This window comes from Rhodopseudomonas sp. (genome assembly GCF_036404135.1).
Lineage (GTDB): Bacteria > Pseudomonadota > Alphaproteobacteria > Rhizobiales > Xanthobacteraceae > Rhodopseudomonas_A.
Genome location: NZ_DASWPE010000103.1, coordinates 1 through 25,073, shown reverse-complemented (window position 1 = coordinate 25,073; position 25,073 = coordinate 1). Strand labels below are relative to the sequence as shown.

27 protein-coding genes are annotated in these 25,073 nt (G+C 65.3%); 16 read left to right on the top strand and 11 right to left on the bottom strand.

Annotated elements, in window-relative coordinates; genetic code table 11:
* Both VGC77_RS12965 and VGC77_RS12960 read left to right on the top strand, forming a co-directional pair.
* The coding region (locus tag VGC77_RS12965; RefSeq protein ID WP_331171977.1) for an enoyl-CoA hydratase/isomerase family protein at window positions 1-585 on the top strand (585 nt) is incomplete at its 5' end.
* Window positions 586-666: 81 nt separating this feature from the next.
* A complete protein-coding gene (locus VGC77_RS12960) occupies window positions 667-2,121 on the top strand; it encodes an aldehyde dehydrogenase family protein (RefSeq protein WP_331171976.1) in 1,455 nt (484 codons plus the stop codon).
* A 27-nt stretch (window positions 2,122-2,148) separates the two neighbouring features.
* Here VGC77_RS12960 and VGC77_RS12955 read toward each other — a convergent pair whose 3' ends face one another.
* Window positions 2,149-3,081 carry a LysR family transcriptional regulator gene (locus VGC77_RS12955; RefSeq protein ID WP_331171975.1) on the bottom strand — a complete coding sequence of 311 codons (933 nt, stop codon included), beginning with the start codon at window positions 3,079-3,081 and terminating at the stop codon, window positions 2,149-2,151.
* Between the two features lie 197 nt (window positions 3,082-3,278).
* On the opposite strand from VGC77_RS12955, the gene VGC77_RS12950 reads away from it, so the two are divergent.
* From VGC77_RS12950 to VGC77_RS12920, 7 genes are read left to right on the top strand one after another with little or no spacing between them, the layout of a single operon-like run.
* The gene (locus VGC77_RS12950; protein ID WP_331171974.1) at window positions 3,279-4,259 is read left to right on the top strand and encodes an ABC transporter substrate-binding protein; all 981 of its coding nucleotides are present in this window, start codon (window positions 3,279-3,281) and stop codon (window positions 4,257-4,259) included.
* Window positions 4,260-4,276: 17 nt separating this feature from the next.
* On the top strand, window positions 4,277-5,134 hold the full coding sequence (locus VGC77_RS12945) for an ABC transporter permease (protein ID WP_331171973.1): 858 nt from the start codon (window positions 4,277-4,279) through the stop codon (window positions 5,132-5,134).
* On the top strand, window positions 5,131-5,886 hold the full coding sequence (locus tag VGC77_RS12940; protein ID WP_331171972.1) for an ABC transporter ATP-binding protein: 756 nt from the start codon (window positions 5,131-5,133) through the stop codon (window positions 5,884-5,886). The genes VGC77_RS12945 and VGC77_RS12940 overlap by 4 nt, the downstream gene beginning before the upstream one ends.
* A 33-nt stretch (window positions 5,887-5,919) precedes the next feature.
* The gene (locus VGC77_RS12935; RefSeq protein WP_331171971.1) at window positions 5,920-6,714 is read left to right on the top strand and encodes an enoyl-CoA hydratase/isomerase family protein; all 795 of its coding nucleotides are present in this window, start codon (window positions 5,920-5,922) and stop codon (window positions 6,712-6,714) included.
* Window positions 6,715-6,716: 2 nt separating this feature from the next.
* On the top strand, window positions 6,717-7,886 hold the full coding sequence (locus VGC77_RS12930) for a thiolase family protein (protein WP_331171970.1): 1,170 nt from the start codon (window positions 6,717-6,719) through the stop codon (window positions 7,884-7,886).
* A gap of 3 nt (window positions 7,887-7,889) precedes the next feature.
* The gene (locus VGC77_RS12925) at window positions 7,890-8,306 is read left to right on the top strand and encodes a Zn-ribbon domain-containing OB-fold protein (RefSeq protein WP_331171969.1); all 417 of its coding nucleotides are present in this window, start codon (window positions 7,890-7,892) and stop codon (window positions 8,304-8,306) included.
* Window positions 8,307-8,313: 7 nt separating this feature from the next.
* On the top strand, window positions 8,314-9,855 hold the full coding sequence (locus VGC77_RS12920) for a class I adenylate-forming enzyme family protein (RefSeq protein WP_331171968.1): 1,542 nt from the start codon (window positions 8,314-8,316) through the stop codon (window positions 9,853-9,855).
* 42 nt (window positions 9,856-9,897) lie between these two features.
* Here the strand turns inward: VGC77_RS12920 and VGC77_RS12915 are convergent, their stop codons facing one another.
* The 6 genes from VGC77_RS12915 to VGC77_RS12890 form a co-directional block, all read right to left on the bottom strand.
* Complete coding sequence (locus VGC77_RS12915; RefSeq protein ID WP_331171967.1) at window positions 9,898-10,038, bottom strand: hypothetical protein; 141 nt, start codon at window positions 10,036-10,038, stop codon at window positions 9,898-9,900.
* 243 nt (window positions 10,039-10,281) lie between these two features.
* Complete coding sequence (locus VGC77_RS12910; RefSeq protein ID WP_331171966.1) at window positions 10,282-10,503, bottom strand: hypothetical protein; 222 nt, start codon at window positions 10,501-10,503, stop codon at window positions 10,282-10,284.
* 197 nt (window positions 10,504-10,700) lie between these two features.
* The gene (locus VGC77_RS12905; RefSeq protein ID WP_331171981.1) at window positions 10,701-11,393 is read right to left on the bottom strand and encodes a Crp/Fnr family transcriptional regulator; all 693 of its coding nucleotides are present in this window, start codon (window positions 11,391-11,393) and stop codon (window positions 10,701-10,703) included.
* Between the two features lie 105 nt (window positions 11,394-11,498).
* Entirely contained in the window at window positions 11,499-12,209 is a 711-nt protein-coding gene (locus tag VGC77_RS12900) for a Crp/Fnr family transcriptional regulator (RefSeq protein WP_331171980.1), read from the bottom strand.
* Window positions 12,210-12,400: 191 nt separating this feature from the next.
* Window positions 12,401-12,802, bottom strand: coding sequence for a response regulator (locus VGC77_RS12895; RefSeq protein WP_331171965.1), 402 nt, complete (start codon window positions 12,800-12,802; stop codon window positions 12,401-12,403).
* Window positions 12,802-12,996, bottom strand: a complete 195-nt coding sequence (locus tag VGC77_RS12890; protein WP_331171964.1) for a hypothetical protein — start codon at window positions 12,994-12,996, stop codon at window positions 12,802-12,804. Before VGC77_RS12890 ends, VGC77_RS12895 begins: the two co-directional genes overlap by 1 nt.
* Before the next feature lie 240 nt (window positions 12,997-13,236).
* Here VGC77_RS12890 and VGC77_RS12885 point away from each other — a divergent pair, with 240 nt between their 5' ends.
* From VGC77_RS12885 to VGC77_RS12870, 4 genes are all read left to right on the top strand, one after another.
* Complete coding sequence (locus VGC77_RS12885; protein ID WP_331171963.1) at window positions 13,237-14,466, top strand: sensor histidine kinase; 1,230 nt, start codon at window positions 13,237-13,239, stop codon at window positions 14,464-14,466.
* 162 nt (window positions 14,467-14,628) lie between these two features.
* Window positions 14,629-14,961, top strand: coding sequence for a hypothetical protein (locus VGC77_RS12880; RefSeq protein WP_331171962.1), 333 nt, complete (start codon window positions 14,629-14,631; stop codon window positions 14,959-14,961).
* A 94-nt stretch (window positions 14,962-15,055) separates the two neighbouring features.
* Window positions 15,056-16,756, top strand: coding sequence for a methyl-accepting chemotaxis protein (locus VGC77_RS12875; RefSeq protein WP_331171961.1), 1,701 nt, complete (start codon window positions 15,056-15,058; stop codon window positions 16,754-16,756).
* A 105-nt stretch (window positions 16,757-16,861) separates the two neighbouring features.
* Complete coding sequence (locus VGC77_RS12870) at window positions 16,862-18,058, top strand: hypothetical protein (protein ID WP_331171960.1); 1,197 nt, start codon at window positions 16,862-16,864, stop codon at window positions 18,056-18,058.
* Between the two features lie 210 nt (window positions 18,059-18,268).
* Here VGC77_RS12870 and VGC77_RS12865 read toward each other — a convergent pair whose 3' ends face one another.
* Together VGC77_RS12865 and VGC77_RS12860 are read right to left on the bottom strand one after the other, a co-directional pair.
* Window positions 18,269-18,403: a hypothetical protein gene (locus tag VGC77_RS12865; protein WP_331171959.1), complete on the bottom strand. Its 135-nt coding sequence runs from the start codon at window positions 18,401-18,403 to the stop codon at window positions 18,269-18,271.
* Between the two features lie 82 nt (window positions 18,404-18,485).
* Window positions 18,486-18,794, bottom strand: a complete 309-nt coding sequence (locus VGC77_RS12860) for a hypothetical protein (protein ID WP_331171958.1) — start codon at window positions 18,792-18,794, stop codon at window positions 18,486-18,488.
* Between the two features lie 232 nt (window positions 18,795-19,026).
* Between VGC77_RS12860 and VGC77_RS12855 the strand changes: the two genes are divergently transcribed.
* A complete protein-coding gene (locus tag VGC77_RS12855) occupies window positions 19,027-19,500 on the top strand; it encodes a hypothetical protein (protein WP_414709657.1) in 474 nt (157 codons plus the stop codon).
* 39 nt (window positions 19,501-19,539) lie between these two features.
* On the opposite strand, the gene VGC77_RS12850 is transcribed toward VGC77_RS12855, so the two are convergent.
* Both VGC77_RS12850 and VGC77_RS12845 read right to left on the bottom strand, forming a co-directional pair.
* The gene (locus tag VGC77_RS12850) at window positions 19,540-20,751 is read right to left on the bottom strand and encodes an EAL domain-containing response regulator (protein WP_331171957.1); all 1,212 of its coding nucleotides are present in this window, start codon (window positions 20,749-20,751) and stop codon (window positions 19,540-19,542) included.
* Window positions 20,752-21,067: 316 nt separating this feature from the next.
* A complete protein-coding gene (locus VGC77_RS12845) occupies window positions 21,068-22,450 on the bottom strand; it encodes an MFS transporter (RefSeq protein WP_414709656.1) in 1,383 nt (460 codons plus the stop codon).
* Between the two features lie 27 nt (window positions 22,451-22,477).
* Between VGC77_RS12845 and VGC77_RS12840 the strand changes: the two genes are divergently transcribed.
* Together VGC77_RS12840 and VGC77_RS12835 are read left to right on the top strand one after the other, a co-directional pair.
* Complete coding sequence (locus VGC77_RS12840) at window positions 22,478-23,425, top strand: TAXI family TRAP transporter solute-binding subunit (protein WP_331171956.1); 948 nt, start codon at window positions 22,478-22,480, stop codon at window positions 23,423-23,425.
* 158 nt (window positions 23,426-23,583) lie between these two features.
* The coding region (locus VGC77_RS12835) for a TRAP transporter fused permease subunit (RefSeq protein ID WP_331171955.1) at window positions 23,584-25,073 on the top strand (1,490 nt) is incomplete at its 3' end.

The window sequence follows — 25,073 nt, the reverse complement described above, 5'->3', positions numbered from 1 at the left end:
TCCAGCGGCGGCAATATCGGCGGCTTCATGGAGGCCTCGCCCGAGCACGTCTCGAAACTGGCCTGGAACATCGCAGCACCCGCGCGCTGCGCCAAGCCGGTGATCGTCGCCAATCGCGGCTATTGCTTCGGCGTCGGTTTTGAATTGTCGCTGGCCTGCGATTTCCGGCTGGCCTCGGACACCACGCAATACGCGCTGCCGGAACAGAAGCTCGGCCAGATCCCCGGCTCCGGCGGATCGGCGCGGCTGCAGAAGATGATCGGCATCACCCGCACCAAGGACATCGTGATGCGCTCCAAGCGCATCCCCGGCAAGCAGGCGCTGGAATGGGGCATCGCCACCGAATGCATGCCCGACGCCGAGCTGGAGAAGGCGACCGACAGACTGGTCGACGAGCTGCGCGGCTTCTCGCCGCTGGCGCAGCGCACCGCCAAGAAGCTCCTCAACGACACCGAGGACTCCACGCTGGCGATCGCGATCGAGCTGGAAGGCCATTGCTACAGCCGGTTGCGGCAGTCCGACGACTTCAAGGAAGGCGTCGAAGCCTTCAACAGCAAGCGCGCGCCGAAATTCACCGGGCGTTGACGCGCTCGGATCGGTTCGAAGACAAGGCGGCGCTCGCCCAACGACGCGCCGTCCTAAATATCATTCGGGGGAATGACGGCCATGACTTCTCTGCATGCGAATAATCTGATCGACGGCGCCTGGCAGCCGGCCGAGACCGGGGCCAATGCGCCCTCGATCGATCCCGCGACCGGCGGCGGCATCGGCGGCTTCGCGGCCAGCGGCCGCGCCGAGGCGGAGGCCGCCGTGGCCGCGGCGCGGCGCGCCTTCGAGCGTCCGGACTGGGCGCAGAACCCGCGGCTGCGGCAGATGGTGATGCTGCGCTGGGCCGACCGGATGGAGGCGCAAGCCGACCAACTGGCGCGGCTCTTGACGCTGGAGAACGGCAAGCCGCTTTCGCAGGCGCGCGGCGAGATCGCCGGCAGCGTCTCCGAGATCCGCTATTATGCCGGGCTTGCCCGCTACATCCCCGGCCATGTGTTCGAGGTCGAGCCGGGCAGCTTTTCGACGCTATTGAAGGAGCCGGCCGGCGTCGCCGGACTGATCATTCCGTGGAATGCGCCGGCGGTGCTGCTGATCCGCGCGCTGACCCCGGCGTTCGCCGCCGGATGCAGCGTGGTGATCAAGCCGGCGCCGCAGACCGCGCTGATCACCGCCGCGATCATCAAATGCCTGCACGAGTCGGATGGACTGCCGCGCGGCGTGGTCAATCTGGTCAGCGAACAGGGCCACGACGTGGCTGAGCACCTGGTGACGTCGAGCGATGTCGACGTCATCAGCTTCACCGGCTCCAACGCCACCGGCGCGCGGATCATGGCGGCGGCGGCGCCGACCATGAAGAAGCTGTCGCTCGAGCTCGGCGGCAAATCCGCCTGCCTGGTGTTCGAGGACGCCGACGTCGCCGACGTGGCGCCGAAGCTCGCCGCGGCCGCGACCATCATCGCCGGCCAGCAATGCACCGCGGCGCGCCGCGTATTGGTGCACGCCTCGCGTTACGAGGAGATGAAAGCCGCGTTGAAATCCGCGCTGGCGAAGATTCGCATCGCGCCGGGCTCTGCGGCGGGCGCCGAGATGGGCCCCTTGATCGACGCAGCCTCGCTGTCCGGCGTTGCCAAGCGCATCGACGAGGCGATGCAGGCCGCCGACGAGGTGGTGCTGCGCGGCTCGAGGCCGGGCGGCGATCTTGCCAACGGTTACTTCCTGTCACCGACGCTCGTGGCGCATCGCGATACGTCGACGTTCTTCGTCCAGGAGGAAATCTTCGGCCCGCTGGTGGTGCTGGAGAAATTCGAGGATGAGAAGGAGGCGGTGGCGCGCGCCAATCACAGCGATTATGGGTTATCCGCCAGCGTGTGGACCCATGACGGCGCCCGCGCGATGCGGGTGGCGCGCGCGCTGCGCAACGGCACGGTGTGGATCAACGACCACAACAAGCTGTTCGCCGAAGCGGAGACCGGCGGCTATCGCCGCAGCGGACTCGGCCGCCTGCACGGCTATGACGCGCTGATCGATTTCCTCGAGATCAAGCACGTCTATCAAAGCTGCGGCGTGGTGTAGCGCATGGACCCGCCGCGCCGCGCCAGCCTAGGCGTGCCGCGCCGGGCCGCGGCCGCGCGGGTCGCCTTCGATCTTCAGCTTCTGCTCGAGGAAATCCAGGAAGGTGCGCAGCCGGCGCGATTCCTTGCGCTTGCCGGGAAAGGTCGCCGAGACCTGCAGCGCCGGGCTTTCCCAATCGGTCAAGACGCGGCTCAGCCGTTTGGCGCGGACGTCGTTCTGGCACATGATGTTCGGCAGGATGCCGAGCCCGACGCCGCCGATCACCAGTTCGCGGGCGATGCCGATGTGATTGACGGTGATGCGGCCGGCGACGTTGATCACCTTGGCGCCCTGCGCGCTGCGGAAGTTCCACACCCCTTCGGCGCGCTGGTGTTCGGTGACGACGCAGTCGAACCGGCCGAACTCGTCGATGTTCAAGGGCGAGCCGGCGCGCCGCAGAAATTCCGGGCTGGCATAGACGCCGCGGGTGATGCTCGCCAAGGGCCGCGTGCCGCCCTGGGTTTGCGGCAACGGGCCGAGCTGCACCGCGACGTCGTAGGGCTCGACCGTGACGTCGACCCAGCGGCTGTTGGCGTCGATCACCAGATGGATGTCCGGATAGGCCACCGCGAAGGCGGCGAGCGCGCTCGACAGCCAGCCGATGCCGAAATCCACCGGCATGCTGACCCGCAGCGTGCCGCGCAATTCGGTCTGCATCCGCGCGGTGCCGAGCCCGGCTTCCTCGATCTCGGCGGCGATCCGCTCGCAATGCTCGTACAGCGTCTGACCGATGTCGGTGGTGGTGAGCTTGCGGCTGCCCTTGCGGAACAAGGTCGCGCCGGTCTGATCCTCGAGGAACTGGATCTTGCGGCTGATGGTGGATTTCGGAATCCCGAGCTTGGCCGCGGCCGCGCTGATGCTGCGCGCATTGGTGACTTCGAAGAACAGCAGCAGCGCGTTGAGATCGAGCTTTCGCGGCATCCGGACCCTTGCCTCCCTGGCTGGCGCGCCGAGCCGCGCGCCGCCTATCGTCTCATTTTTGGAACGTTGCAGCGGCGAAATTGCGCCGACGTCTCGGCTTTGGCAAGGTTAGACTGCATCCAACACATCGGGGCGTAGCGGCGAAGCCGCACGCATCCGCAACGAACGCGCAACGAACGCGACCTCGGGAGAGAAACATGAACGGATTGACACGGCGCGATTTCGCGTTCGGATCGGCGTCCGCCGCGATGCTGCTCGCCGCCGGACGGCCGGCCTTGGCCGCCGATGTGGCGGTACGCTGGGCCTCGCTGCAACCCGGTTTCACCGTGCTGCCGGTGCAATACATCCTCGCCAACAAGCTCGGAGCCCGGCACGGGCTGACGCTGCCCGACCCCGCGCCCTACACCGCGGTCTCGACCTACTACAATGATTTCGTCGCCGGCAATTACGATGTCTGCATCGGGAGCTGGGACACTTTTGCCGCGAGGCATCAGGCCGGGGTGCCGATCAAGTATCTCTGCACCATCACCGACGCCAACATGATCGCGCTGCTGGCGCCGAAATCCGGCGTCAGCGAGGTGAAGCAGCTGCGCGGCAAGACCATCGCGGCCCTGCAATCCACCGGCACCTATCGGATGGTGCGGGCGCTGATCAAGGAAGGCAGCGGGCTCGACATCGAGAACGACGCCACCATTCAGAACGTCGACAATCCGGCGGCCTCCGTCACTCTGGTGATGGCGGATCGCGCCGACGCCGCGTTGTCCTGGGAGCCCAACATCACCACCGGCCTGATGAAGAAGCCGGAGCTGCGGGTGATCTTCAAGGCCGGCGACGCCTATCACAAGATCGGCGAGGGCGACCTGCCGTATTTCGGCGTCGGCGTGCGCCAGGAGCTGCTCGACAAGAATCCGGGGATCGCCGCCAAGATCGCCGGCGTGTTCGAGGACTGCCTGAACGGCATCAACGCCGACACCGCGAAAGCGGTCGATCTGTTCGGCGCCAAGACCGGGGTCGCCAACGACATCCTGAAAGAGGCGATGGGCTCCAGGCGCTTGACCTTCAACTTCCGGCCGATGTCGGACCCGGCGTCGCGCAATTCAGTGCTGAAGGCCAGCGAGTTTCTCGCCCGCAACGGGCTTTTGACCAAGCCGGTCGACGACAAGTTTTTTGCGATCTGATGAGCGTGGCGGACAACATGGCAGTGAGCGTCAACAGCAATCCCTCGCCGCGCGCCACGGCGCCGGCCGACCAACTCGTGGTCAAGCCGCTGCCCGCGGCGGTGCGGCCGCACAACAATCCGGAAAATCGCCGCGACCTGTTCGCCACCGCCGTCGTGGTGATCGCGATGCTGATCGCGATGGAGATTACCAGCCGCTACGTGCCGGACTATATCATGCCGTCGCCGGTCGCGGTGTGGGCGGCGGCGCGCGAATTGTTCTTCACCGATCCCTACCATGTCGGCATCACGCTGATCCGGCTCACCGCCGCGGTGGCGGTGGCGATGACGCTCGGCGTGCTGTTCGGCCTGGCGATGGGCACGGTGCGCTGGATCCGGCCGTATCTGAAGGCGATCGTGCTGATCGACACCGGGATTCCGGCGCTGTCCTGGATGCTGATCGCGGTGTTCTGGTTCAAGAACCCGGAGACCCGGATCTTCTTTATCCTGCTGGTGATCCTGCTGCCGTTCTACGCGCTCAACGTCTACGAGGGCGTGCGCGCACTGCCGAAGGATCTGGTCGACATGATCGAGAGCTTCCGGCCGTCGCGCTGGCAGGTGCTGCGCTATCTGATCCTGCCGCATATCGTGCCCTACATCTTTCTCACCACCAAGTCGGTGATCGGCTACGCGATCCGCATGGTGATCTTCGCCGAACTGGTGGCCTCGGCGGTCGGCATCGGCGCGCGGATGAATCTGGCGCAATCCACCTTCCGGATCGACCAGGTGCTGGCCTGGACCTTCTTCCTGGTGATCCTCAATCTGGCGCTGCAGGCGGCAGTCAACGCCGTCGAGAAGGTCACGCTGCGCTGGCGTGCGGAGGCAACGGTGCGATGATCGACAACCTCATTGAAGTCAAAGGCGTCACCAAGCAATTCGGCAGCTATCTCGCGGTCGACAACCTGTCGCTCAACGTGCGGCGCGGCGAGATCGTGGTGCTGCTCGGCCAGACCGGCGCCGGCAAGAGCACCGTGCTCAACCTGATCATGGGCACCACCGCGCCGAACTCCGGATCGGTGCGGGTCGCCGGCTTCGATCCGCACGATTCCTTCAAGGCGCTGAAGGGTCGGTTGTCGGTGTCGTTCCAGACCGACCGGCTGTTGCCGTGGCGCACCGCGGTCGAGAACGCCGAACTCGGGCTGTTGATCCTCGGCGTCTCCAAGCCGGACGCCCGCCGCCGCGCCAAGGAATGGCTGGCCCGGGTGCGGCTCGACGGCGCCGACGACCGATACGTCCACGAACTGTCCGGCGGCATGCGGCAGCGGGTGTCGCTGGCGCGCGCACTGGCGATCGACCCGGAGATCGTGTTTCTCGACGAATCCTTCAGCCAGCTCGACCACGTCACCTCCGGCGCGCTGCGCCGCGACTTCTACCAGATCGCCCGCGAACTCGGCAAAACCTGCGTGCTGATCACCCATCGCATCGACGACGCACTGGAAATGGCGGATCGCGCCATCGTGCTGAGCCAGCCGGCCAAGATTGCGCTGGAAGTCAAGATCGACGACGCCGCGCGCGCCGACCCGCAACGCATCGCCGAACTGCACGCGCAGATCGCCGCGGCGATGGGCGGCGAAGAGACCGACTCGTGACCTGACAACGAAGCCTAACACCCTGGAGCGCCCATGAACTATCAGGACGTCATTCTGTCGCGCGAGAGCGGCTGGATCGAGATCACCATCAACCGGCCGGACAAGCTAAACTCGCTGCGCGAGCAGACCGCGGAGGAAATTCTGGCGATTCTCGGCGAGGTCGAGCACGACCGCGAGGTCCGCGCGGTGATCCTGCGCGGCAGCGACAAGGCGTTCTGCACCGGCATCGACACCAGCGAATTCCAGATCGCCGAGAACGGCTATTTCGATTTCTATCGGTTTCGCAAGCGCGGCCGCAAGGTCAACCGGCTGTTCCGCGAGATCGGTGCCTTCACCAAGCCGTTGATCGCGGCGATCGAAGGCTTTGCGCTCGGCGGCGGGCTGGAGCTTGCGCTGGTCGGCGACATCATCGTCGCCGGCGCCAATGCCAAATTCGGCTTGCCGGAAATCAAGCTCGGCATGATGCCGGGCGGCGGCGGCACCCAGACCCTGCCGCGGCTGATCGGCAAGCCGCTGGCCAAGGAATTGATGTGGACCGGCCGCCGCATCACCGCCGCCGAGGCGGAACGCTACCGGCTGGTCAACCACGTCACCGAGGCCGGCCACGCCATCGACAAGGCGCGCGAGATCGCCAGAAGCATCAGCGACAACGCGCCGATCCCGGTGATGATGACCAAGTCGGTGATCGACCGCGGCATCGACATGGCGCTGCCGGACGGCTTCGAGGCCGAGGGCGACGCCTCCTTCCTTCTCTATTTCACCAAAGATCGCGACGAGGGCCTGACCGCCTTCAAGGACAAGCGATCGCCAGCGTTCCGCGGAGAATGACCATGAGCAGCAAACGCGACATCGTGATCGCCGGCTATTCCGAGACCGCGATCGACTACAAATCCGGCCGCAGCGCCTATGACCTCGGCGGCGAGGCGCTGGCGAAGCTGTTGGCCGCGACCGGCATCGAGAAGGACGCGATCGACGGCCTCGCCGTCACCGCGCCGCTCAGCGAATGCCCGAATCCGTTCTTCGCGGTCTACATGACCGAGGCGCTCGGGCTTACTCCCACTTGGCTGAACTATGGCGGCACCGGCGGCTGCTCGGCCACCGGCGGCGTGGCGCGCGCGGCGTCGGCGATCCGCGACGGCTTGTGCGAGGTGGTGGTGGTGCTGTCGGCGGATGCGCCGAGCACGTCGTGGCGCGCCAATTACGGCGCCTATCGCGGCGAATTCCAGGACCCGCCGGGCGTGCAGGGGCCGCCGGCCACCTTCGGGCTGTTGATGAGCCGCTACAAGCATCAATACGGTCTGAAGTCCGACGCGCTCGGCAAGATCGCCATCACCCAGCGCGAGCACGCGCTGCATAACGACAATGCCTACGCCAAGTTCAAGACCCCGATCACCATGGACGACTACAACAAGTCGCGCGTCATCGCCGACCCGCTGCGGCTGTTGGATTGCGTGATGTTCTGCGACGGCGCCAACGCCTTCCTTGTCACCAGCGAGGCCAAGGCGAAGAGCCTCGGCATCAGCAAGATGGTCTACCCCACCGCCTATGCCGAGATCACCAACGTCAACGGCAACCAGTCCTGCCCGGACATCACCGAGACCGGGTTCTCCAAGATCGCGCCGAAGCTCTACAAGCAGTCCGGGCTCGGCGCCAAGGACATCAAGATGTTCCAGCCTTACGACGACTTCACCATCGCGGTGATGATGAAGTTCGAAGACTTCGGCTTCTGCAAGCGCGGCCAGGGCAGCGACTTCACGCTCGACACCGACCTGTCGTTCAAGGGCACGCTGCCGCTCAACACCGGCGGCGGGCAGATTTCCGCCGGTCAGCCCGGGCTCGCCTCTGGCGGGCTGAATCTGGCGGAAGCGGTGCGTCAGATGTTTGGCGAAGGCGGCGGCCGTCAGGTCGCCAATCCCAGCAACGCGCTGATCACCGGCATCGGCGTCATCCCTTACGCGCGGAACTGGGGTACCAGCGCCGCCATGATTTTGGAGGCCTGAACCATGGCTGAAGACAAAGCGGGCCGCGCGGTCCCCAAGCCGTCCACCTATGTCGACACCCAGGCGTTTTGGGACGGCGCCCAACAAGGCAAGCTGGTGCTGCAATATTGCAAGGACACCGGGCAATTCCAGCATTATCCGCGGCCGGTCTCGATCTTCACCGGCAGCCGCAACCTGGAATGGCGCGAGGTCTCCGGCAAGGGCACTATCTACGCCTGCACGGTGATCCGGGTGCCGGGACCGGGCCTCGACGGCCGGCTGCCGCTGTCGGTGGCGACGATCGAGCTCGACGAGGGCGTGCGGATTCTCGGCAATATCCTCGGCTCCGATCCCGATAGCGTGGCGATCGGCCAGCGCGTCGAGGTGACCTGGGATCATCTCAGCAACGATGTGCAATACCCCGCCTTCAAACTGGTCTAGGGACATCATGCGACTGGAAACCATCCTGCGTGCGCAGGCGGTGCGCTTTCCCGACAAGACCGCCTTGGTCTGCGCCGAGGAGCGGATCGTCTATCGCGATCTCGAGCGCCGCATCGCCCACGTCGCCAGCGGGCTGCGGCAACACGGGCTCGGCGCGGGCGACCGCATCGTGCTGTTTCTCAATAACGGGGTCGAGATCGTCGAATTGTTGTTCGCGGCGTTTTCGCTCGGCGCCATCGTGGTGCCGGTGACCACCCGGCTGACGCCGCACGAATTGCAGCACATCTGTGCCGACAGCCGGCCCGCCGTCATCGCCTTCGAAGGCCCGGGCGAGGCGATCCGGGGCGTGCTTGCGGCTCATCCCGACGCGGTGCGCATCGCGGTCGGGCCGGGCGCAGACGGCGCGCTCGACTATGTGAGCCTGCGCGACGCCGCGATCGCGCCGCTGCCGCTGTTGTCGGTGCAGTCCGACGACGCGGTGATCATGTACACCTCGGGCACCACCGGGGCGCCGAAGGGTGCGATCATCACCCACGCCAATATCATCACCCAGCATTGCTTCATCAATGCGGTGGAGTGGGGGATTTCGCGCGACGATCATTATCTGGTCACCACGCCGCTGGCGCATCGCACCGGCTTTGCGCGGATGGCGAATGCCTTGACGCTGGGCGGCACGCTGGTGGTGATGAAGAAGTTCGATCCCAAGCAGACCATCGACCTGATCGCCCGCGAACAGATCAGCGTGGTCGGCATGGTGCCGACGGTGTGCCGGATGATGCTGCCGGAAATCGAGGCCGATCCGGCGAAATGCGCCTCGCTGCGCCGCATCGTGGTCACCGGCGAAGCCTTTCCGGTGGAACTGAAGCGCCGCTTCATCGCGCTGTTGCCGCAGGTGCGGCTGGTGTCGTTCTTCGCGATGACCGAGGTCGGCGGCGTCACCTCGCTGTCGCACGAGGAACAGTTCGATCACGCCGCTTCCATCGGCCGCCCGACGCCGGGCGTCGAGGTGCGGATCGTCGACGAGGCCGGCCGTGCGGTGAAGACCGGCGAGGCCGGCGAACTGTTGGTGCGGGTCGGCGAACCCGGCCGCTACTCGGTGATGCGCGGCTACTACAACCGGCCGGAGGAGACCGCCAAGGCGATCGAGGACGGCTGGATTCGCACCGGCGACGTGGCGCGAGCCGATGACGACGGCTATCTCTATATCGTCGATCGCAAGAAGGACATGGTGCTGAGCGGCGGCTTCAACATCTACACCAAGGAGGTCGAGCTGGCCTTGCTGGCTAATCCTGATGTCGCCGAGGCCGCGGTGATCGGCATTCCCGACGCGGTCTTCGGCGAGGCGGTGGTCGCGTTTGTCGAGCCGCTGCCGGGGATGACGCCTTCGCCGCAATCGATCGTTGATGCGGTGCGCGGACTGGTTGCCGGCTACAAGAAGCCGAAACACGTGTTCATCGTCGACGAATTGCCGCGCAATTCGCTCGGCAAGGTGTTGAAGCGCGAGCTGCGCGACAAGGTCGGCGGCTTACTGAAGGATCCGGCGAGCTGAGCGCAACGCGGTCGTTCACGCCGCGGCGTTCAAGCGTCGCCGTCAATAGCGGCGGTCGACCAGCACCCAGGGTGTCGCGGTTCCATAGCCGACGCTGTATTGCACGACATGGCCGCATTTGGAGCATTCGAAGGTCCGCAGGTCGCGGCCACAGGCCATCGGTTCGATGCGAGTGACGCACATTCGCCCGCCGCACCGGGCGCAGGGCGAGGGCGGCGTTTCTCGCAACACCCGGCCGCCCGGCGAATCAGCGTTGCGAACGAACGGCATCGTCACCCCCCAAGCGATGGCAGGGCATCAGCGCCCGTACCCCGCTGCTGATTAGCCGCGTAAAACCCTGGCAGGCTAAGCCGCAAACGACTTCATAGCACGGAAGCTTGCAAACCCGGCCATATACACGCGGAAGTGTAACACGGCTCGCGCCGGCTAGTTCCTGTTTTCCGACGCAGGCGCGCCGGGTGGCAGGCTTGCGGTTCGTTCCGAGCCGCAAGCTGTGCACTGATAAAGCACGGCGTCCTTGCCGCAATACAGCAGCGGATAGTGCCCCAACACCGCCATCGGCTGATTCGATCCGCAGTCGCGGCAGTGTACGGTGGCGAGGTTATCGGCGCAGGCGGTCTTGGGATATTGCAACGGCACCTGGCGCATCTCGTTTCCTCCACAAAGAGGCGGAAGCGCAACACTCCCAGTCGCCAGCGGCTGCCGGATGGGCGATTTGGCGATCAAACATCGTAACGATACGAGGCAGGATTCGCTGTTCACTATTGGACGCGGCCGCGCTTTGCTGCTTTGCAGCATTCGCGCTCGGCTTGAAAAGAGCGCGACGCCAACGCCCGGCGTGCGGTTCAGAGCTCGTTCTTTTCGGATTCGCGCTCGATATGCGGCTTATCGTGCAGAACCGCGTTGAGCAGCGAACTGTTGACTTCGATTTTGCCGTTGTAGCTGATCAGTCCGAGCTTGCGGAATTTGTTCATGAAGAAGCTGACCCGCGAGCGCGTGGTTCCGATCATCTCTGCCAGCGTCTCCTGGCTGATATGCGGCGTGATCGGCTGCGGGTTGCCTTCCTTGCCGAAATTGGCGAGCAGCAGCAGCAGCCGCGCCAGCCGCTTCTCGCTGGAATTGAACAGCTGATCGATCAAATCCTCTTCGATCCGGCTGTTGCGGGTCAGCAGATAGGCCATGAAGGTTTCGGAGAATTTTGGCTGATTGCGCAGCGTGCTCAGCATCGCCTCCTTGGAGATCGAGGTGACCACCGAATCCTCCATCGCCACCGTGGTGGCGATGCGCTGCGAATGCCCGTTCAGGCAGCCCTCGCCGAAGAATTGGCCGGGCTCCATGATCGCCACCACCGCTTCCTTGCCCTGTTCGGACAGCACGGTGAGCTTGATCCGGCCCTTCTGGATGTAGAACACCGCGCTGGCCGGATCGCCTTGGACATAGACGGTCTGATTCTTGCGAAATTCCAGGATGGCCTTGCCCGCGCCGACTCCGGCGAGGAAGGCCTTCGAATCGAACGTGTCCTTGGCAGAACGCTCCAACACAGCCCATCCCTTCAATGCTCAGTCCGATACCGTACACAACCAGAACGTGTTGGTCGAGAGAAAGGTCCAACTGTGACCGCGATATTTCGGCGTGATATTTTGTTACATGGCGGCGCGGCCGCTCCGACTATGGCCCTGCACCGCGGTGGGGGGCGGCTTCAGGAAGGCATCGAAGCGCTGTTTGACGATGGCATAGCACTCGCAGGACGCCTGCTCGAGGCCTGGTCGGTCGAGCACCTGGATGGTGCCGCGGTGATAGCTGATCAGTCCGGCGGTCTGCATCGCCTGCGCCGCCAGCGTCACCGATTTGCGGTTGGCGCCAAGGATCTGCGCGAGGAAGTCGTGGGTGTAGGGCAGCGCATCGTCGCCGGTACGGTCATGCATCATCAGCAGCCAGCGGCAGATGCGTCGCTCGGTGGAATGCATCGCGTTGCAGGCCACGGTTTGCTGCACCTGCGAGAGCAGGGTTCCCGAATAGCTGACAAACAGATTGCGGATGTGCTCGCTGGTCTTGAATTCGTATTGCAACAATTCGATCGGACAACGCGCGGTGTGGCCCTGCAGCTGCACGATGCAGCGGTTGAACGAGACCCGGCTGTACATCGCCGCGAACAGTCCGAAGCCGCCCTCGCGGCCGATATTGGCGGTCTCGATGGCGGCGCCGTCCTCCAGCACGGTGAGCAGCGACAGCACCGATCCTTGCGGGAAATAGGCATGTTTCAGCTGGCCGCCGGCATCGCACACCATGTCGCCGAGCTTGAAATGGATCGGCTCCAGATGCGGTTCGATGCGGTGGCGGCTGGCAGGCTCCATCGCCGCCAGCAACTGGTTGGGCCGTTCGATTGAATCGTCAGCAGGGTGACGCACGGCGGGTTGCCTCGGCTTCCGGAGGTCGCTTCCGATATCGGCGCGGCGGCTGTCCGACATGTTATTGAGTGTGAGCACGTTGCGGCGCCCGGAGTCTGGCCAAAATCGCTCACAGAGGTTGGGCGGACACCACGGTGTTACGAACAGGCTGCGCCGCGACCTATCAGCGACCGCAGATGCGCGGTCAGGTCTGACATCAAGTAAGGCTTGCCGAGAAAGCCGCAGTCCGGTGGCATATCGGAAGCCAACAACCGAACCCGTCCGGAGGCGATCACGATCTTGATCGGCGGCCAGCCCACGCTCACCGCATGGGCGAGTTCCAGCCCGTTCATGCTTCCGGGCATGTTGATGTCGGTAAACACCATCGCAACGTCGATCCGGGCGCGCAGGATCGCCAAGGCCTCGTCTGCGTCACATGCTTGCAGAGCAATATGTCCGGCGTCCTCTACGACATCGGCGGCCAGCATGCGCAGCAGCGCATCGTCTTCTACGATAAGAACGACGGGTGGAGGGGGAGCGTGGGAGAGGAAGGCTGCCATCAATGGACGGCGACTGCGCGCGCCGCGACCGGCTCGGCCGCGCGGTCCGCGCACTGCTCGGACCACATCTGCGCCATTCGCAGGCACTGGGACTTCAGGTCCGGGTTCAGCGTATCGCTGGCGATCTGGCGAAAGTCGGCGGCGAGCCGCAGGCATTCGAGGTCAAGTCGACGCTCTTCGTCACGGTCAAACATGGCGTACCTCCTTGGTACACCTCATTCATTGCACGCGAATCAGGGACGTGTCGGTGGTCCACACCACAGACTGCCGGGAAAGATCGAGGGGTAGAAAAATGCCGCTCGACCGGCGTGATGTCCGGTTTTGGTCAGACCGAATCGGCGAAACGCGGCAAAATCGCGGCAGAGATTCGCATCTCACCATTCGGCGCTCAGGTGGCCGCCGCCGCCTGCGGCCGGATTCTGCCGGAGCCCGTCATGCTGGAGCCCATCGAGAAGGACGCGGATTTCCCGATCCATTTGCGTTCTGAGACGGCGCGCGACGAATTGCAATATCGGCTCAGGCAACAATCCTTGTTGGGGGAATTCAGCCGCGCGGCGTTGCAAATCCGTGACGTCGGCCAGATCCTGCAGCGCGCCGCCGAGTTATGCGCCGCCGGGCTGCGGGCGCCGTTTGCCAAGGTGCTGGAATTCGTGCCCGGCGAGAACCGCCTGATCGGGCGCGCCGGCGTCGGCTGGGCGCCGGATCGTATCGACGCGCTCTGGTTCGCGACCGACACCGGCTCGCCGGCGGGATATGCCTATCACACCCGGCAGCCGGTGATTTCAAATCAGCTGCAGACCGAAGCCCGATTTCGTACCCCGCAGCTGCTGATCGACTACGGCGTCACCCGCGCCATCAACGTGCTGATCGAACGCGGCGCCGAGGGCCAGGACTACTTCGGCGTGCTCGAAGTCGACAGCGCCGATCCCGGCCGGTTCGACCAGGCCGACGCCGAATTTCTCGCCGGTTTTGCCGGCCTGCTCGGGATCGCGATCGAACGCCAGCACGCCGACGACCGGCTCGCCGAGGCGCTCGAGCATCAAGCGCTGCTGACCCGGGAGATGAGCCACCGGGTCAAGAACAGCCTGGCCTCCGTGGTCGGGCTGCTGCGGGTCCAATCGCGCAGCGCCGCCTCCGAGGAGGTACGGGCGGCGCTGCAGGAAGCCTCGTCGCGGGTCGCCACCATCGCCCAGGTGCACGACAATCTGGCGCGCGGCTCGCGCATCGGCTTTATCGATCTCGCCGATTTCATCGCGGAGTTCTGCGGGCGCTTGCAGGCCAACGCGAACGGCAACCGGATCTGTTATCGAGCCGACCCGATGCTGCTGTCGGCGGATCACGGCATTCCGCTCGGGCTGTTGATCAATGAGTTGGTCACCAACGCCGTCAAACACGCCTACGCCGATCGCGGCGGCGTGATCGAACTATCGGCCGGCGCCGTCAACGGCCGGCTTCATGTCGAGGTCGCCGATCAGGGCGTCGGGCTGCCCGACGGCTTCGATGTCAATGCGCCGCGAAACAGCCTCGGCTTCAAGGTGATTTCCGGCCTGGTGCGGCAGCTGCGCGGCCGTCTGCAGGCGGTCTCGAACCGGCCCGGCGCCCGATTCCTGTTGGATCTGCCGATCGTGCCGGCGAGCGATCCGGCGTCCGGCGTCGCGCGCTGACGCCGGCTGGTTTCCCGCCACGCAGGTAATTTTACCCGGCGGCAAATTAACGAACGAGTGACCGGCCAACCCTATGGCTCACGATCGGTGCGGGCGCGATGTATCAGCGATGCACCTTCCCGCGCTGATCAGCGCCGTCGTTGCTCGGAGTGCGGCATGTCTTTGCTGAATAATCTCGAGATCACCTTTAAGTTCGTACGGATCGTCGCGCTGATGGCGATGGCGACGATCGGGGTGGCGAGCTTTGCATCGGTCCGCCTGAAGGCCGTCGGCGACAATTATTCGGATCTGGTCGATCGGGTCGGCACGTTCACCAGCATGACCGTGCTCGCCACCAGCCAGGCCAACGCCCATATCGCGGCGACATTTGAATTGGCGGCGGAAACCGCCGACGCCGGCAACGCCAAGTACCTCGAACGCGCGCATCTTACCGCGGCACAGTGCTGCATTGACCCGCCTGGTAATGGTACCGGGTTCCAAATTAACAGGGCGTAGATTTCCCGACTCTACTTATGCAGCAGAATTTGAACAACGGCTCGGTTGTGTTGCCTGAAGCCGATCAAACCGCGCGTCGGCGCTGGAGCACGACATGTCCTGGCTCAACAACCTCAAAATCGTTTTCAAGATCAGTCTGATCGTCAGCCTGATGGCGCTGATGTTGCTCGGCGTGGTGAGCTTTGCCGCGATGCAGATGCGGCAGATGGACGACGCCAGCAGCGACATGGTGACCCGGATCGACAAATCCTCGACGCTGGCGGTGCGCGCGGCAAGGCGCGCCGAGAACTACGTGTCGACCGCGTTCCAGCTGCTGGCGGAAACCACCGATGCCGGCAACGCCAGTCTGTTGGCGCAGGGCAGGCAGAGCCGCCAGTCGTTCGAGAAGGGCATGGCCGCGGTGCTGCTGGCGATGCCGGAGAAGGCGGGGGTGATCAACCCGGTGCTCGAGAAATTTGCCACGGCGTTTGCGGCTTGCGACCCGGTCATTCAATTCGCCGCCACGACCTCGTCGACTGAGGACAACCTGACCGCGGCGAACCGGCTCAAGGCGGAATGCGTGCCGCAGATCGAGGCCGGGCTGAAGGCGCACTTCGCGATGGTCGACGTGCTGCTGGCCGATGCCGCCGCGCATTCCGAAGAGATGACGCAACGCGCCACCGCTTCGATCCGGACGGTGTGGGCGGCCGGAATCATCGCCACGCTGCTGGCGCTCGCCACCGCGATGTGGATCGGCATCAAGGGCTTGTCGCAGCCGATCGGCCGGTTGAAGAGCGTGATGGAGACTTTCGCGCTCGGCGATTTCAAGGCCAGCGTCCCGGGCGCCGCGCGCCGCGACGAAATCGGCGAGATGGCGCGCACCGTCGAGGTGTTCAAGACCAACGGCCTCGAGGTCGAACGGTTGAAGCAGGAGCAGGAAGCGGTCGAACAGCGCGCCGTCGTTCAGCGCAAGACCGAGATGAACAAACTGGCGAGCGATTTCGAGGCCGCGGTCGGCGAGATCATTCAGACGGTGTCGTCGGCGGCGACCGAGCTGGAAGCCTCCGCCAGCACGCTGTCGGCCACCTCCGAACGCGCCGAACAGCTCACCACCGTGGTGGCGGCGGCTTCGGAAGAGGCCTCGACCAACGTGCAGTCGGTGGCCTCGGCCACCGAGGAGATGAGCTCGTCGGTCAACGAAATCAGCCGGCAGGTGCAGGAATCCTCGCGCATCGCTCACGAGGCGGTGGATCAGGCGCGCAAGACCAACGACCGGGTCGGCGAACTGGCCAAGGCGGCGGCGCGGATCGGCGACGTGGTCGAACTGATCAACACCATCGCCGGGCAGACCAATCTGCTGGCGCTGAATGCGACCATCGAAGCGGCCCGCGCCGGCGAGGCCGGCCGCGGCTTCGCCGTGGTCGCCTCGGAAGTGAAAGCGCTGGCCGAGCAGACCGCCAAGGCCACCGGCGAGATCGGCCAGCAGATCACCGGGATTCAGGCGGCGACGCAGGAATCCGTCGGCGCGATCCGTGAGATCGGCGACACCATCGGCAAGATGTCGGAGATCGCTTCCACGATCGCGTCGGCGGTGGAGGAGCAGGGCGCCGCGACGCAGGAGATTTCCCGCAACGTGCAGCAGGCGGCGCAAGGCACCCAGCAGGTCAGCTCCAACATCACCGACGTGCAGCGCGGCGCCTCCGAGACCGGCTCGGCCTCGTCGCAGGTGTTGGCGGCGGCGCAGACGCTGTCGCGCGACAGCGACCGGCTGAAGCATGAGGTCAGCAGGTTCATGAACACGGTGCGCGCCGCCTGATCGGCGCCAAGCGATGGAACCGGCACGTGCGGCACGCTGCTGCTCCGTCGTCATGTCGCGGAAGTTCGGGGCTGACTTGCGCGCCATGCTTGCTAAAAGACAGCGATGATACCCGATCCGATTCGCTGGTTTGGCCGCGCGCTGACGTTGCCGCTGCTGCTGATGGCGGCGCCGGCCTTGGCCGATGACCCGGTTCCCGCCGGCGTCGCCGACGCGATGGCGCAGAGCGCCTCGCCGCAGGCGATCGCCGAATATCGTGCCAGGCTGCAGGACTATCTCGAGGCCCGGCAGGAGTACGAGACCGACGCCAGCGCCTATTGGAGCGCGATCTCCGAGAAGCGGCGCGGCCGCAACGCCAAGCGCCGCGACGGCGAGCCGGTGACGCTCGACGACTACGTGCTGGTGCAGCCGCCGGTCTATGACGGGCCGAAGCGGCCGGTCGATCCGCAACCCCAGGACAAGCCGGAGCCCGGACGGGAGCGTAAGACCATTCCGCTGGTGGGCGATCTGGTGCAGGCGGCCACCGAGCATTATCAATTCGCGCCGCAGCGCCCCGCCGCCGAGGTCGAATTCAAGCGCGCCTATGCCCGCGTCGCACTCGCCGCCGGCTTGACCCGCGAGCAGGCGGTGCGGGTCTATGCGTTCGAGACCGGCGGCAATGGCGGCCACGACATGCAGTCGGGACTGAGCGCGTCGCGGCCCGGCTCGCGTGCGATCTCCACGGCGATCGGCTACAATCAGCTGCTCACCACCAACAGCGTCGAACTGATGGCCGAGCAGGGCCACGCCATCGTCGCGGAATTGACGCAGAAAGCGGCGAGATTGAGCGGCCCACCGCGGCAGGCGCTGGAGCGCAAGATCGCGGTGGTGAAGCGGATGGTGGCGTTCGCCCGTTCGGTGCCGGACCAATGGAGCGAGCACGAAAAGCTCGGCAACATGTCGCAGGGTTGGGCGATCCACGCCATGGTGCTGGACCTCGACGTTGGCCCGCTGCTGCAGGTCCACAAACTGCTGACCTCGGTGCTGTTCGCGCGGCAGAAGGGTTACAGCCGCCCGCTCAGCGCCGCCGAACTGGAGATGATGAACCTCACCGGCGACGGCACCGGGTTCGACATGGTGACGATGCCGCAGGCGTTGCGCGAACAGGTGCCGACCGCGAATTTCTTCCAGCGCAACGGCTATGAGCGCAACCCGGTGGCGATCCGCCACAACACCGTCGCGAAACTGCTGGCGGTCACCGACGCCCGGATGGATGCCAACAGCAACAATCCCGGGGCCCGCGAACTGGCGGCGGCATTCTAGAGCTATTCCGGTTCTGATTGAATCAGAACCGGAGCCCTAGATTGTTTTTTGACGCGTTTTCTTCACGCGAACCGGGATCCACTTCGCTCGAAAACGCTATAGCGACTTCACTTGATTGCATTCGCTCCAATGAGATTCGCTCCAATGAGATTCGCGCGAAGAGAATTCGCGTGAAAGGCTACCAAGCCGTCATTCCGGGGCGCGAGGGCATCAGCCCGAGCGAACCCGGATCTGCTGCACGGCAAGCCTCCACCGCGCGTTGCGAGATTCCGGGTTCGCCCGCAGCTTGCGCTGCGCGCGCCCCGGAATGACGACGCTGTATGGCGAGGCGCTGCTGTCCATCATGACGCTCCGCCTCATCATGACGAAACGCTTCGCCCCAGCGAGCAATCCTCACATGCCAACATAAAGTCAGAACCCGGTCCGGCTAGCCCGGGCCGAATTTGAACCGGCCGTCGTCCTCGAGATACGGCCCGCTACGCATATAGAGCTGACCGTTGGCGCCGATGAAGAACAGCGTATTCTTCGGCACCTTCTTGGCGCCCTTCAACAGATCCTTGGCGTTGCTGGTGCCCATCTTGTAGGACCAGGTCTTGCCGTTGCTCTCATAGGCGTAACCGACATCGGGGGCGAGCACCCAGGGCGTCGCAGCCGGCGTCGCGGCCTGCGCCAGCGCTGCGCCGGGCAGCGCGCCGAGCGTCGCGGCGGCCAGTAGCAAGGCGTATCCCGATCTCATCTGCGCGCTCCCGGTCTGTACAGCGATCAAGCACCGATCGCGTCTGAACTTTGAACAAATCACGAACGGGCTTTCTCCGTCAACCTGGCGACGCCCGCTCGCGATTTTGTCATCGTGAGGGACCGCGCTAATCTGCCCTGCTGTGAAAGAAGGGCCGAGGCCGGGATTTTCACCGGCGCGGGCCATGCTCTACTGGCGTGCGCCGCGGGCTGTCGGCGAAAGGTGATTCGCAATGCGTCTGATCGTGATGGGGTGTCTGGTGCTCGGCTGGTTGGCGCAGGCCGCGCCGGCCTTCGCCGACGAGTTCAAGCTGGCCAGCAACCAGCGGATTTCCTGCGGCCGCGGCTTCAGCGCCGGCAAGCTCAATACCGCGACCTGCCGGTCGTTCGCCTATCTGTTCAATGTCCGCAGCTCGGAATATTATCGCTGCGCGGTTAGCCTGTCGATGACCCGTGACGCCAAGGAAATCCTCAACGTCCAGACCGACGGCGGCTGCGTCAAGAAACCGCGGGTGTTCGACACCGACTCCAATTATTCGTTCGACGCCGCCGAGACCGAACCGCCGAACACCAATTCGTTCTTCGGCACCGGCGGCTACGCGGTGTGGGCGAGCGACAATACCGCGCGCAAGGTCCGCGGCTGCATCATTATCGCCTCGGGGCTCGGCTCCGACGTCGCCAAATGCGTCGACATGACGTTCGACTGACCTTTGCGCGCGGCGCTCGGTGGCGCGCCGCGGCGTGGTTCAGTCGTGCAACCGCAACGGTTGCGCCGCCGCCGTGCGGGCGAATTTCTTCAGCCCGGTCGGTTTGCCGAACAGATAGCCCTGCACGACGTCGAAGCCGATTTCGTGCACGGTGACAAGATCGGCGCGCGATTCGATGCCGGTGGCCACGCTGCGCGCGCCGTAGCCTTCTGCGAGTTCGACGATGCGACGGCAGACGGTCTGTTTCAGGCGGTCGTCGGCGCAGCCATTGATCAGCTCGCGATCGACCTTCAATTCCACGAACGGAAACGTCGTTAGCTCCATCAGCGCCGGCCAGTCGACGCCGAGCCGGTCGATCGCGATCGCGATGTTGCGCAGCCGCAGCCGCTTGGCGACGTCGACCAAGAGATCGAGATTGGCGATCACCTCGGCGGCATCGACCTCGACGATCAGGCCGCGGAACGCCGGATGCGACGGCATCCAGCTGCACAGGTCGTGCACGGCGTCGCGGTTGGCGAGAAACGAGATCGGCAGGTTGATCGACAGATCGATCGCGCCCTGCCGTTCCAACAGGTAGTGCCAATCGGCGATGGTGCGGTTGATGACGAATTCCGACAGCGTGCGGAAGTGTTGATCGTTGTCGGCCGGAATGAATTGCTTTGGCGGCACTACGCCCCAGGTCGGATGCCGCATCCGCACCAGCGCTTCGGCGCCGCACGGCGTCAAGGTGCGGGCGTCGAGCTTGTACTGGTACCACAATTCGAGCCAGCCGGCCTTTAGCGCTTCGGCGACGTCGACCGCCGGGCTCGGCGCCGGTTCGGCGGGCAGCAACGCCGCCACGCCATGATGTAGCGTGCCGGCGCTGAACGGCGTCGACAGCGGCGGCAGCATCAATAGGCCGTGCTCGCGTCCCATCTGCTGGATCGCCGTCGCGGTGATGGATTCCCGCGGGCAGATCGCCAGCACGTGGCCGGCAAAGCCTCGTTGGGCGAGGATTTCGATCATGCGGCCGGCCTGGATGCCGTTGAGCGATGATCCGAGCACCACCAGATCCGGCTGATGCTGATCGAGCGCGGCGGCGAATTCCTCCGCCTTGGCGCATTCGCCGGTGATGAAGCCGAGATCCTCGAGCGCGTCGGCGAGGAAGGTGCGCAAATGCTTCTTGCTGTCGGCGATGCAGACCCGCGGGGCGACCTTTCGTCGCCCGAATGTCGCGAGTTGCGCTCCTCTGAGCTGGTCAACGCTGGTCATAGAACTCCCCCGAAAGTCGGGTTCCGTTCTACTTACCTGGAGCGGCTTAAATTATGGAATCTTTGAGATGTCCTCATGAAGTCGCGGGTAGGGTTAAACCCGCGATAGTGATTCAAATTTGAAGCATGCCGGCGCGGCTGCGGCCATTTCGCGCGCCCGCGAACGGCATTATTTGGCGCGGCGACGAAATAACCAACCGCGGGGCGCCCGCCAAGCGCTAAATTGCCCGCGCGAAGCCGGCGCCCGGTGCAAGCGCCGGTCGGGTGGCGTGGCGGCCGCATGACGGTTGATTGCGAGGCCGGCCTTTGGCGCGGCGTCAGCGCAACGGTTGCGCCGACAGTTTCGCGGCGGGCTGCGGCGCGCCGCCCGGCGCGGTCTCCGGCATCGCGATCAGGAACATCGCCAGCGCCGCAGCGGCGACCGCGGCGAGAAACAGAAACGCCGCCGAGTAACCGGCTTCGACCACGATCATTCCGGCCGCGGCGCTGCTCAGCGCGCCGCCGAGCCCGGCCGCGGTGGCGATCGCGCCCTGGCTGACGTTGAAGTGCCCGGTGCCGCGGGTGAGGTCGGCGACCACCAGCGGAAACAGCGCGCCGAAGATGCCGGCGCCGACGCCGTCCAGCGTCTGCACGCCGACCAGCCAATAGGCGTTGTCCGACAACGGATACAGCGCGCCGCGCAGCGCCAGCACCGCGAGTGCGGTGGCGAAGATCGGCTTGCGGCCCCAGACCTCGGCCTTGGCGCCGACCAGCATCGCCACCGGCACCATCACCAGTTGCGCCGCGACGATGCACACCGACATCAGCGTGGTGCCGAGCTCCTTGTTGGCGAGCGCCAGCTTCTGCCCGACCAAGGGCAGCATCGCGGCGTTGGCGAAGTGAAACAGCACTGTCGCCACCGCGAAGATCAGCAGCGGCTTGCAGCCCAGCAACACGGTGAAGCCGGACGGCTGGTCTTGCGCGTCGTCGCCGCCGCCGGCGCCATGGCCGAGGCCGCGCGCCACCGCGTCGTCGATGGCATCGCGCGGAATCGCCAGCGTCGCCAGGACGCTGGCGAGCGCCATCGCTGCCAGCAGCCAGAACACCACGATCGGCCCGAAGCCATAGGCGAAGAGTCCGGCGAGCGTAGCGGCTGCGGCGTTGCCGGCGTGGTTATACGCCTCGTTGCGGCCGATCCGCCGCGCGAAAGCGCGCGGCCCGACGATGCCCAACGTCACCGCGGCGATCGCCGGCGGAAAGATCGCGGCTGCGGCAGCGGCCAGCGCCTGCGTCGCCGCCACCGCGGCGAAGCTGTGGATGAACGGCAGCGTCAGCGAGGCCAACGTCACCGCGACCGCGGCGCCGACGATCAGCGCCCGCTTCGCCTTGCTGGCGTCGATCAGCGCGCCGGCCGGCGTCTGCGCGACGATGCCGGCGACCGCCGCCACCGCCATCACCACGCCGATCGAGGCCTGATCCCATTTCTGTTCGGTCAACAGATAGATCGCCAGATACGGCCCGAGCCCGTCGCGCACGTCGGCGAGGAAGAAGTTCAACGCGTCGAGCGGGCGCTGGGCAATGGCTTGTGGCTGCGGCACGTCGGCCTCGCGGCGGCGATCACGGGTCTGGTGCAACAGCGCCGGCCGCCCCCGGTTCCGAAGCTGCGGCGGGCTTGATCGATCGGACGCCTTGACCGCGGTCGTCGATCCGTCCAGTTTCATCACAAAGCTAAAGGGAGACAATCGCTCATGACATCCAGGTTGCTCGGCGCTGCCCTCGCGGTCGCGTGTGTTCTGTCGGCGCCGCAGGCCCGCGCCCAACAATTCATCAATATCCTGACCGGCGGGACTTCCGGGGTGTACTACCCGCTCGGCGTCGCGATCGGCAAAATCTACAGCGACAAGATTCCCGGCGTGAAGACCCAGGTGCAGGCCACCAAGGCTTCGGTGGAGAATTTGGTGTTGCTGCAGAAGGGCAGTGGCGAGATCGCGTTCTCGCTCGGCGACTCGCTGAAGTCGGCCTGGGAGGGCGACGAGGAGGCCGGCTTCAAGAGCAAGCTCGACAGACTGCGGGTGATCGGCGCGATCTATCCGAACTACATCCAGATCGTCGCCACCGCCGAGTCGGGCATCAAGACGCTGGCCGATCTGAAGGGCAAGAGTCTCTCGGTCGGCGCGCCGAAATCCGGCACCGAACTGAATTCCCGCGCCATCCTGAAGGCCGCCGGGATGGACTACAAGGACATCGGCAAGGTCGAGTATCTGCCGTTCGCCGAATCCGTCGACCTGATGAAGAACCGCCAGCTCACCGCCACCTTGCAATCCGCGGGGCTCGGCGTCGCCTCGCTGAAGGACCTCAGCAATTCCAGCGAGATTACCGTGGTGTCGGTGCCCAAGGAGGTGGTCGACAAGATCGGCTCGCCGTTCGTGTCGGCGATCATTCCGACCGGCACCTACAAGGGCCAGGACAAGGACGTGCCGACCGCGGCGGTGATCAACTATCTGGTGACCAGTTCGGCGGTGTCCGACGACGTCGCCTATCAGATGACCAAGCTGATCTTCGACAATCTGCCCGAACTCGCCAATGCCCACGCCGCCGGCCGCGAGATCAAGCTCGAGACCGCCGCCGCCGGCAGCCCGGTGCCGCTGCACCCCGGCGCGATCCGCTACTACAAGGAAAAAGGGCTGATCAAGTAGTGGCGGAGCGTCCGGCCCTGATTCACCTCTCCCCGCAAGCGGGGAGAGGGAAGAAGGGCCGCGTCGCGCGACCGCCGCGGCCCACTGCCGTCGCGTGGAGATCAGGCTTGCGTTCGCGCGCGGCGCCAAGCTGACAGGTTCATGAGGGACGACTAACCATGCTGCAGCCTGAAACCACCGCCGACCACATCCCTGGCAAAATCGAGTTCGACAATTTCGAGCACGGCTTTCCGGACGGCTTCGGGCCGCGCGGCTGGGATCATCTGGCCTATGCCGTCGGCATCGCCTTCGCGACATTCCAACTGGTGATCGCGGCCTGGAACGTGCTGCCGAGCCAGGTGGTGCGTGGCGTCCATGTCGGCTTCCTGATCCTGCTGACCTTCGGACTGATAGGCAATTTCACCGCCAAGACCAATCTCGGCCGCACGCTGGGCTGGCTGGTCGGCGGCGTCGGTTTTCTCTGCGGCCTCTATCAGTGGATCTTCTATGCCGATCTGATCGCGCGCGACGGCGATCCGACCACCACCGACCTCGTGGTCGGCACGCTCTTGGTGGTGCTGATCTTCGAGGGCACCAGGCGGCTGATGGGGCTGGCGCTGCCGCTGATGTGCGGGGTCTGCCTGCTCTACTGGTTCTTCGGGCAATATCTGCCGGCGCCGCTCAACCATCGCGGCTACGGCTTCGACCAGATCATCACCCATCTGTCGTTCGGCACCGAGGGCTTCTTCGGCGTGCCGATCTACGTCTCGGCGACCTACATCTTCCTGTTCATCCTGTTCGGCTCGTTCCTGGAGCGCGCCGGCATGATCCAGTTGTTCACCGACGTCTCGCTCGGGCTGTTCGGCGGCACCCGCGGCGGCCCCGCCAAGGTCGCGGTGTTCGCCTCCGGCATGATGGGCACGATCTCCGGCTCCGGCGTCGCCAACGTCGTCACCGTCGGCCAGTTCACCATTCCGCTGATGATCCGCTTCGGCTATCGCCGGGCGTTCGCCGCCGGCGTCGAGGCCACCGCCTCGATGGGCGGCCAGATCATGCCGCCGGTGATGGGCGCGGTGGCCTTCATCATGGCCGAGACGCTCGGCGTCGATTACGCGGTGATCGTCAAGGCCGCGGTGATCCCGGCGATGCTGTATTTCGCTTCCGCGTTCTGGATGGTGCATCTGGAGGCCGGCCGGCACGGCCTGGTCGGCATGAAGAAATCCGAGATCCCGAGCGCCTGGAAGGCGCTGGTCCATGGCTGGTACCTGGTATTGCCGCTGGCGGCGCTGATCTTCATGCTGTTCGAGGGCTTTACCCCGCTCTATGCCGGCACCATGGGGCTGGCGCTGACGGTGGCGCTGATTCTCGGCGCCAGCATCGTGCTCGGCGTCTCCTCCACCGCGCTGCGCGTCATCTTCTGGATTGGCCTAGCGCTGATCGCGGGCGCGGTGTCGCGCCACGGCGTCGACATTTTCGCCATCGCCGGCATCGTCGGCGCGCTGGTGCTGCTCGCCAGCTTCAGCCACGGCGGTCGGGCGACGCTGCACGCCTGCCGCGACTCGCTCGCCGTCAGCGCCAAATCGGCGCTCACCGTCGGCATGGCCTGCGCCATCGTCGGCACCATCATCGGCATGATGACGCAGACCGGAGTCGGTACCATTTTCGGCGG

What these genes read in the sequence shown, in the direction of transcription:
- VGC77_RS12960 (WP_331171976.1), top strand. Translation starts at nt 667, where the DNA reads ATGACTTCTCTGCATGCGAATAATCTGATCGACGGCGCCTGGCAGCCG.
- VGC77_RS12955 (WP_331171975.1), bottom strand. Translation starts at nt 3,081, where the DNA reads ATGCCGCGAAAGCTCGATCTCAACGCGCTGCTGCTGTTCTTCGAAGTC.
- VGC77_RS12950 (WP_331171974.1), top strand. Translation starts at nt 3,279, where the DNA reads ATGAACGGATTGACACGGCGCGATTTCGCGTTCGGATCGGCGTCCGCC.
- VGC77_RS12945 (WP_331171973.1), top strand. Translation starts at nt 4,277, where the DNA reads ATGGCAGTGAGCGTCAACAGCAATCCCTCGCCGCGCGCCACGGCGCCG.
- VGC77_RS12940 (WP_331171972.1), top strand. Translation starts at nt 5,131, where the DNA reads ATGATCGACAACCTCATTGAAGTCAAAGGCGTCACCAAGCAATTCGGC.
- VGC77_RS12935 (WP_331171971.1), top strand. Translation starts at nt 5,920, where the DNA reads ATGAACTATCAGGACGTCATTCTGTCGCGCGAGAGCGGCTGGATCGAG.
- VGC77_RS12930 (WP_331171970.1), top strand. Translation starts at nt 6,717, where the DNA reads ATGAGCAGCAAACGCGACATCGTGATCGCCGGCTATTCCGAGACCGCG.
- VGC77_RS12925 (WP_331171969.1), top strand. Translation starts at nt 7,890, where the DNA reads ATGGCTGAAGACAAAGCGGGCCGCGCGGTCCCCAAGCCGTCCACCTAT.
- VGC77_RS12920 (WP_331171968.1), top strand. Translation starts at nt 8,314, where the DNA reads ATGCGACTGGAAACCATCCTGCGTGCGCAGGCGGTGCGCTTTCCCGAC.
- VGC77_RS12915 (WP_331171967.1), bottom strand. Translation starts at nt 10,038, where the DNA reads ATGTGCGTCACTCGCATCGAACCGATGGCCTGTGGCCGCGACCTGCGG.
- VGC77_RS12910 (WP_331171966.1), bottom strand. Translation starts at nt 10,503, where the DNA reads ATGCGCCAGGTGCCGTTGCAATATCCCAAGACCGCCTGCGCCGATAAC.
- VGC77_RS12900 (WP_331171980.1), bottom strand. Translation starts at nt 12,209, where the DNA reads ATGGAGCCTGCCAGCCGCCACCGCATCGAACCGCATCTGGAGCCGATC.
- VGC77_RS12895 (WP_331171965.1), bottom strand. Translation starts at nt 12,802, where the DNA reads ATGGCAGCCTTCCTCTCCCACGCTCCCCCTCCACCCGTCGTTCTTATC.
- VGC77_RS12890 (WP_331171964.1), bottom strand. Translation starts at nt 12,996, where the DNA reads ATGTTTGACCGTGACGAAGAGCGTCGACTTGACCTCGAATGCCTGCGG.
- VGC77_RS12885 (WP_331171963.1), top strand. Translation starts at nt 13,237, where the DNA reads ATGCTGGAGCCCATCGAGAAGGACGCGGATTTCCCGATCCATTTGCGT.
- VGC77_RS12875 (WP_331171961.1), top strand. Translation starts at nt 15,056, where the DNA reads ATGTCCTGGCTCAACAACCTCAAAATCGTTTTCAAGATCAGTCTGATC.
- VGC77_RS12870 (WP_331171960.1), top strand. Translation starts at nt 16,862, where the DNA reads ATGATACCCGATCCGATTCGCTGGTTTGGCCGCGCGCTGACGTTGCCG.
- VGC77_RS12865 (WP_331171959.1), bottom strand. Translation starts at nt 18,403, where the DNA reads ATGATGGACAGCAGCGCCTCGCCATACAGCGTCGTCATTCCGGGGCGC.
- VGC77_RS12860 (WP_331171958.1), bottom strand. Translation starts at nt 18,794, where the DNA reads ATGAGATCGGGATACGCCTTGCTACTGGCCGCCGCGACGCTCGGCGCG.
- VGC77_RS12855 (WP_414709657.1), top strand. Translation starts at nt 19,027, where the DNA reads ATGCGTCTGATCGTGATGGGGTGTCTGGTGCTCGGCTGGTTGGCGCAG.
- VGC77_RS12850 (WP_331171957.1), bottom strand. Translation starts at nt 20,751, where the DNA reads ATGACCAGCGTTGACCAGCTCAGAGGAGCGCAACTCGCGACATTCGGG.
- VGC77_RS12845 (WP_414709656.1), bottom strand. Translation starts at nt 22,450, where the DNA reads ATGAAACTGGACGGATCGACGACCGCGGTCAAGGCGTCCGATCGATCA.
- VGC77_RS12840 (WP_331171956.1), top strand. Translation starts at nt 22,478, where the DNA reads ATGACATCCAGGTTGCTCGGCGCTGCCCTCGCGGTCGCGTGTGTTCTG.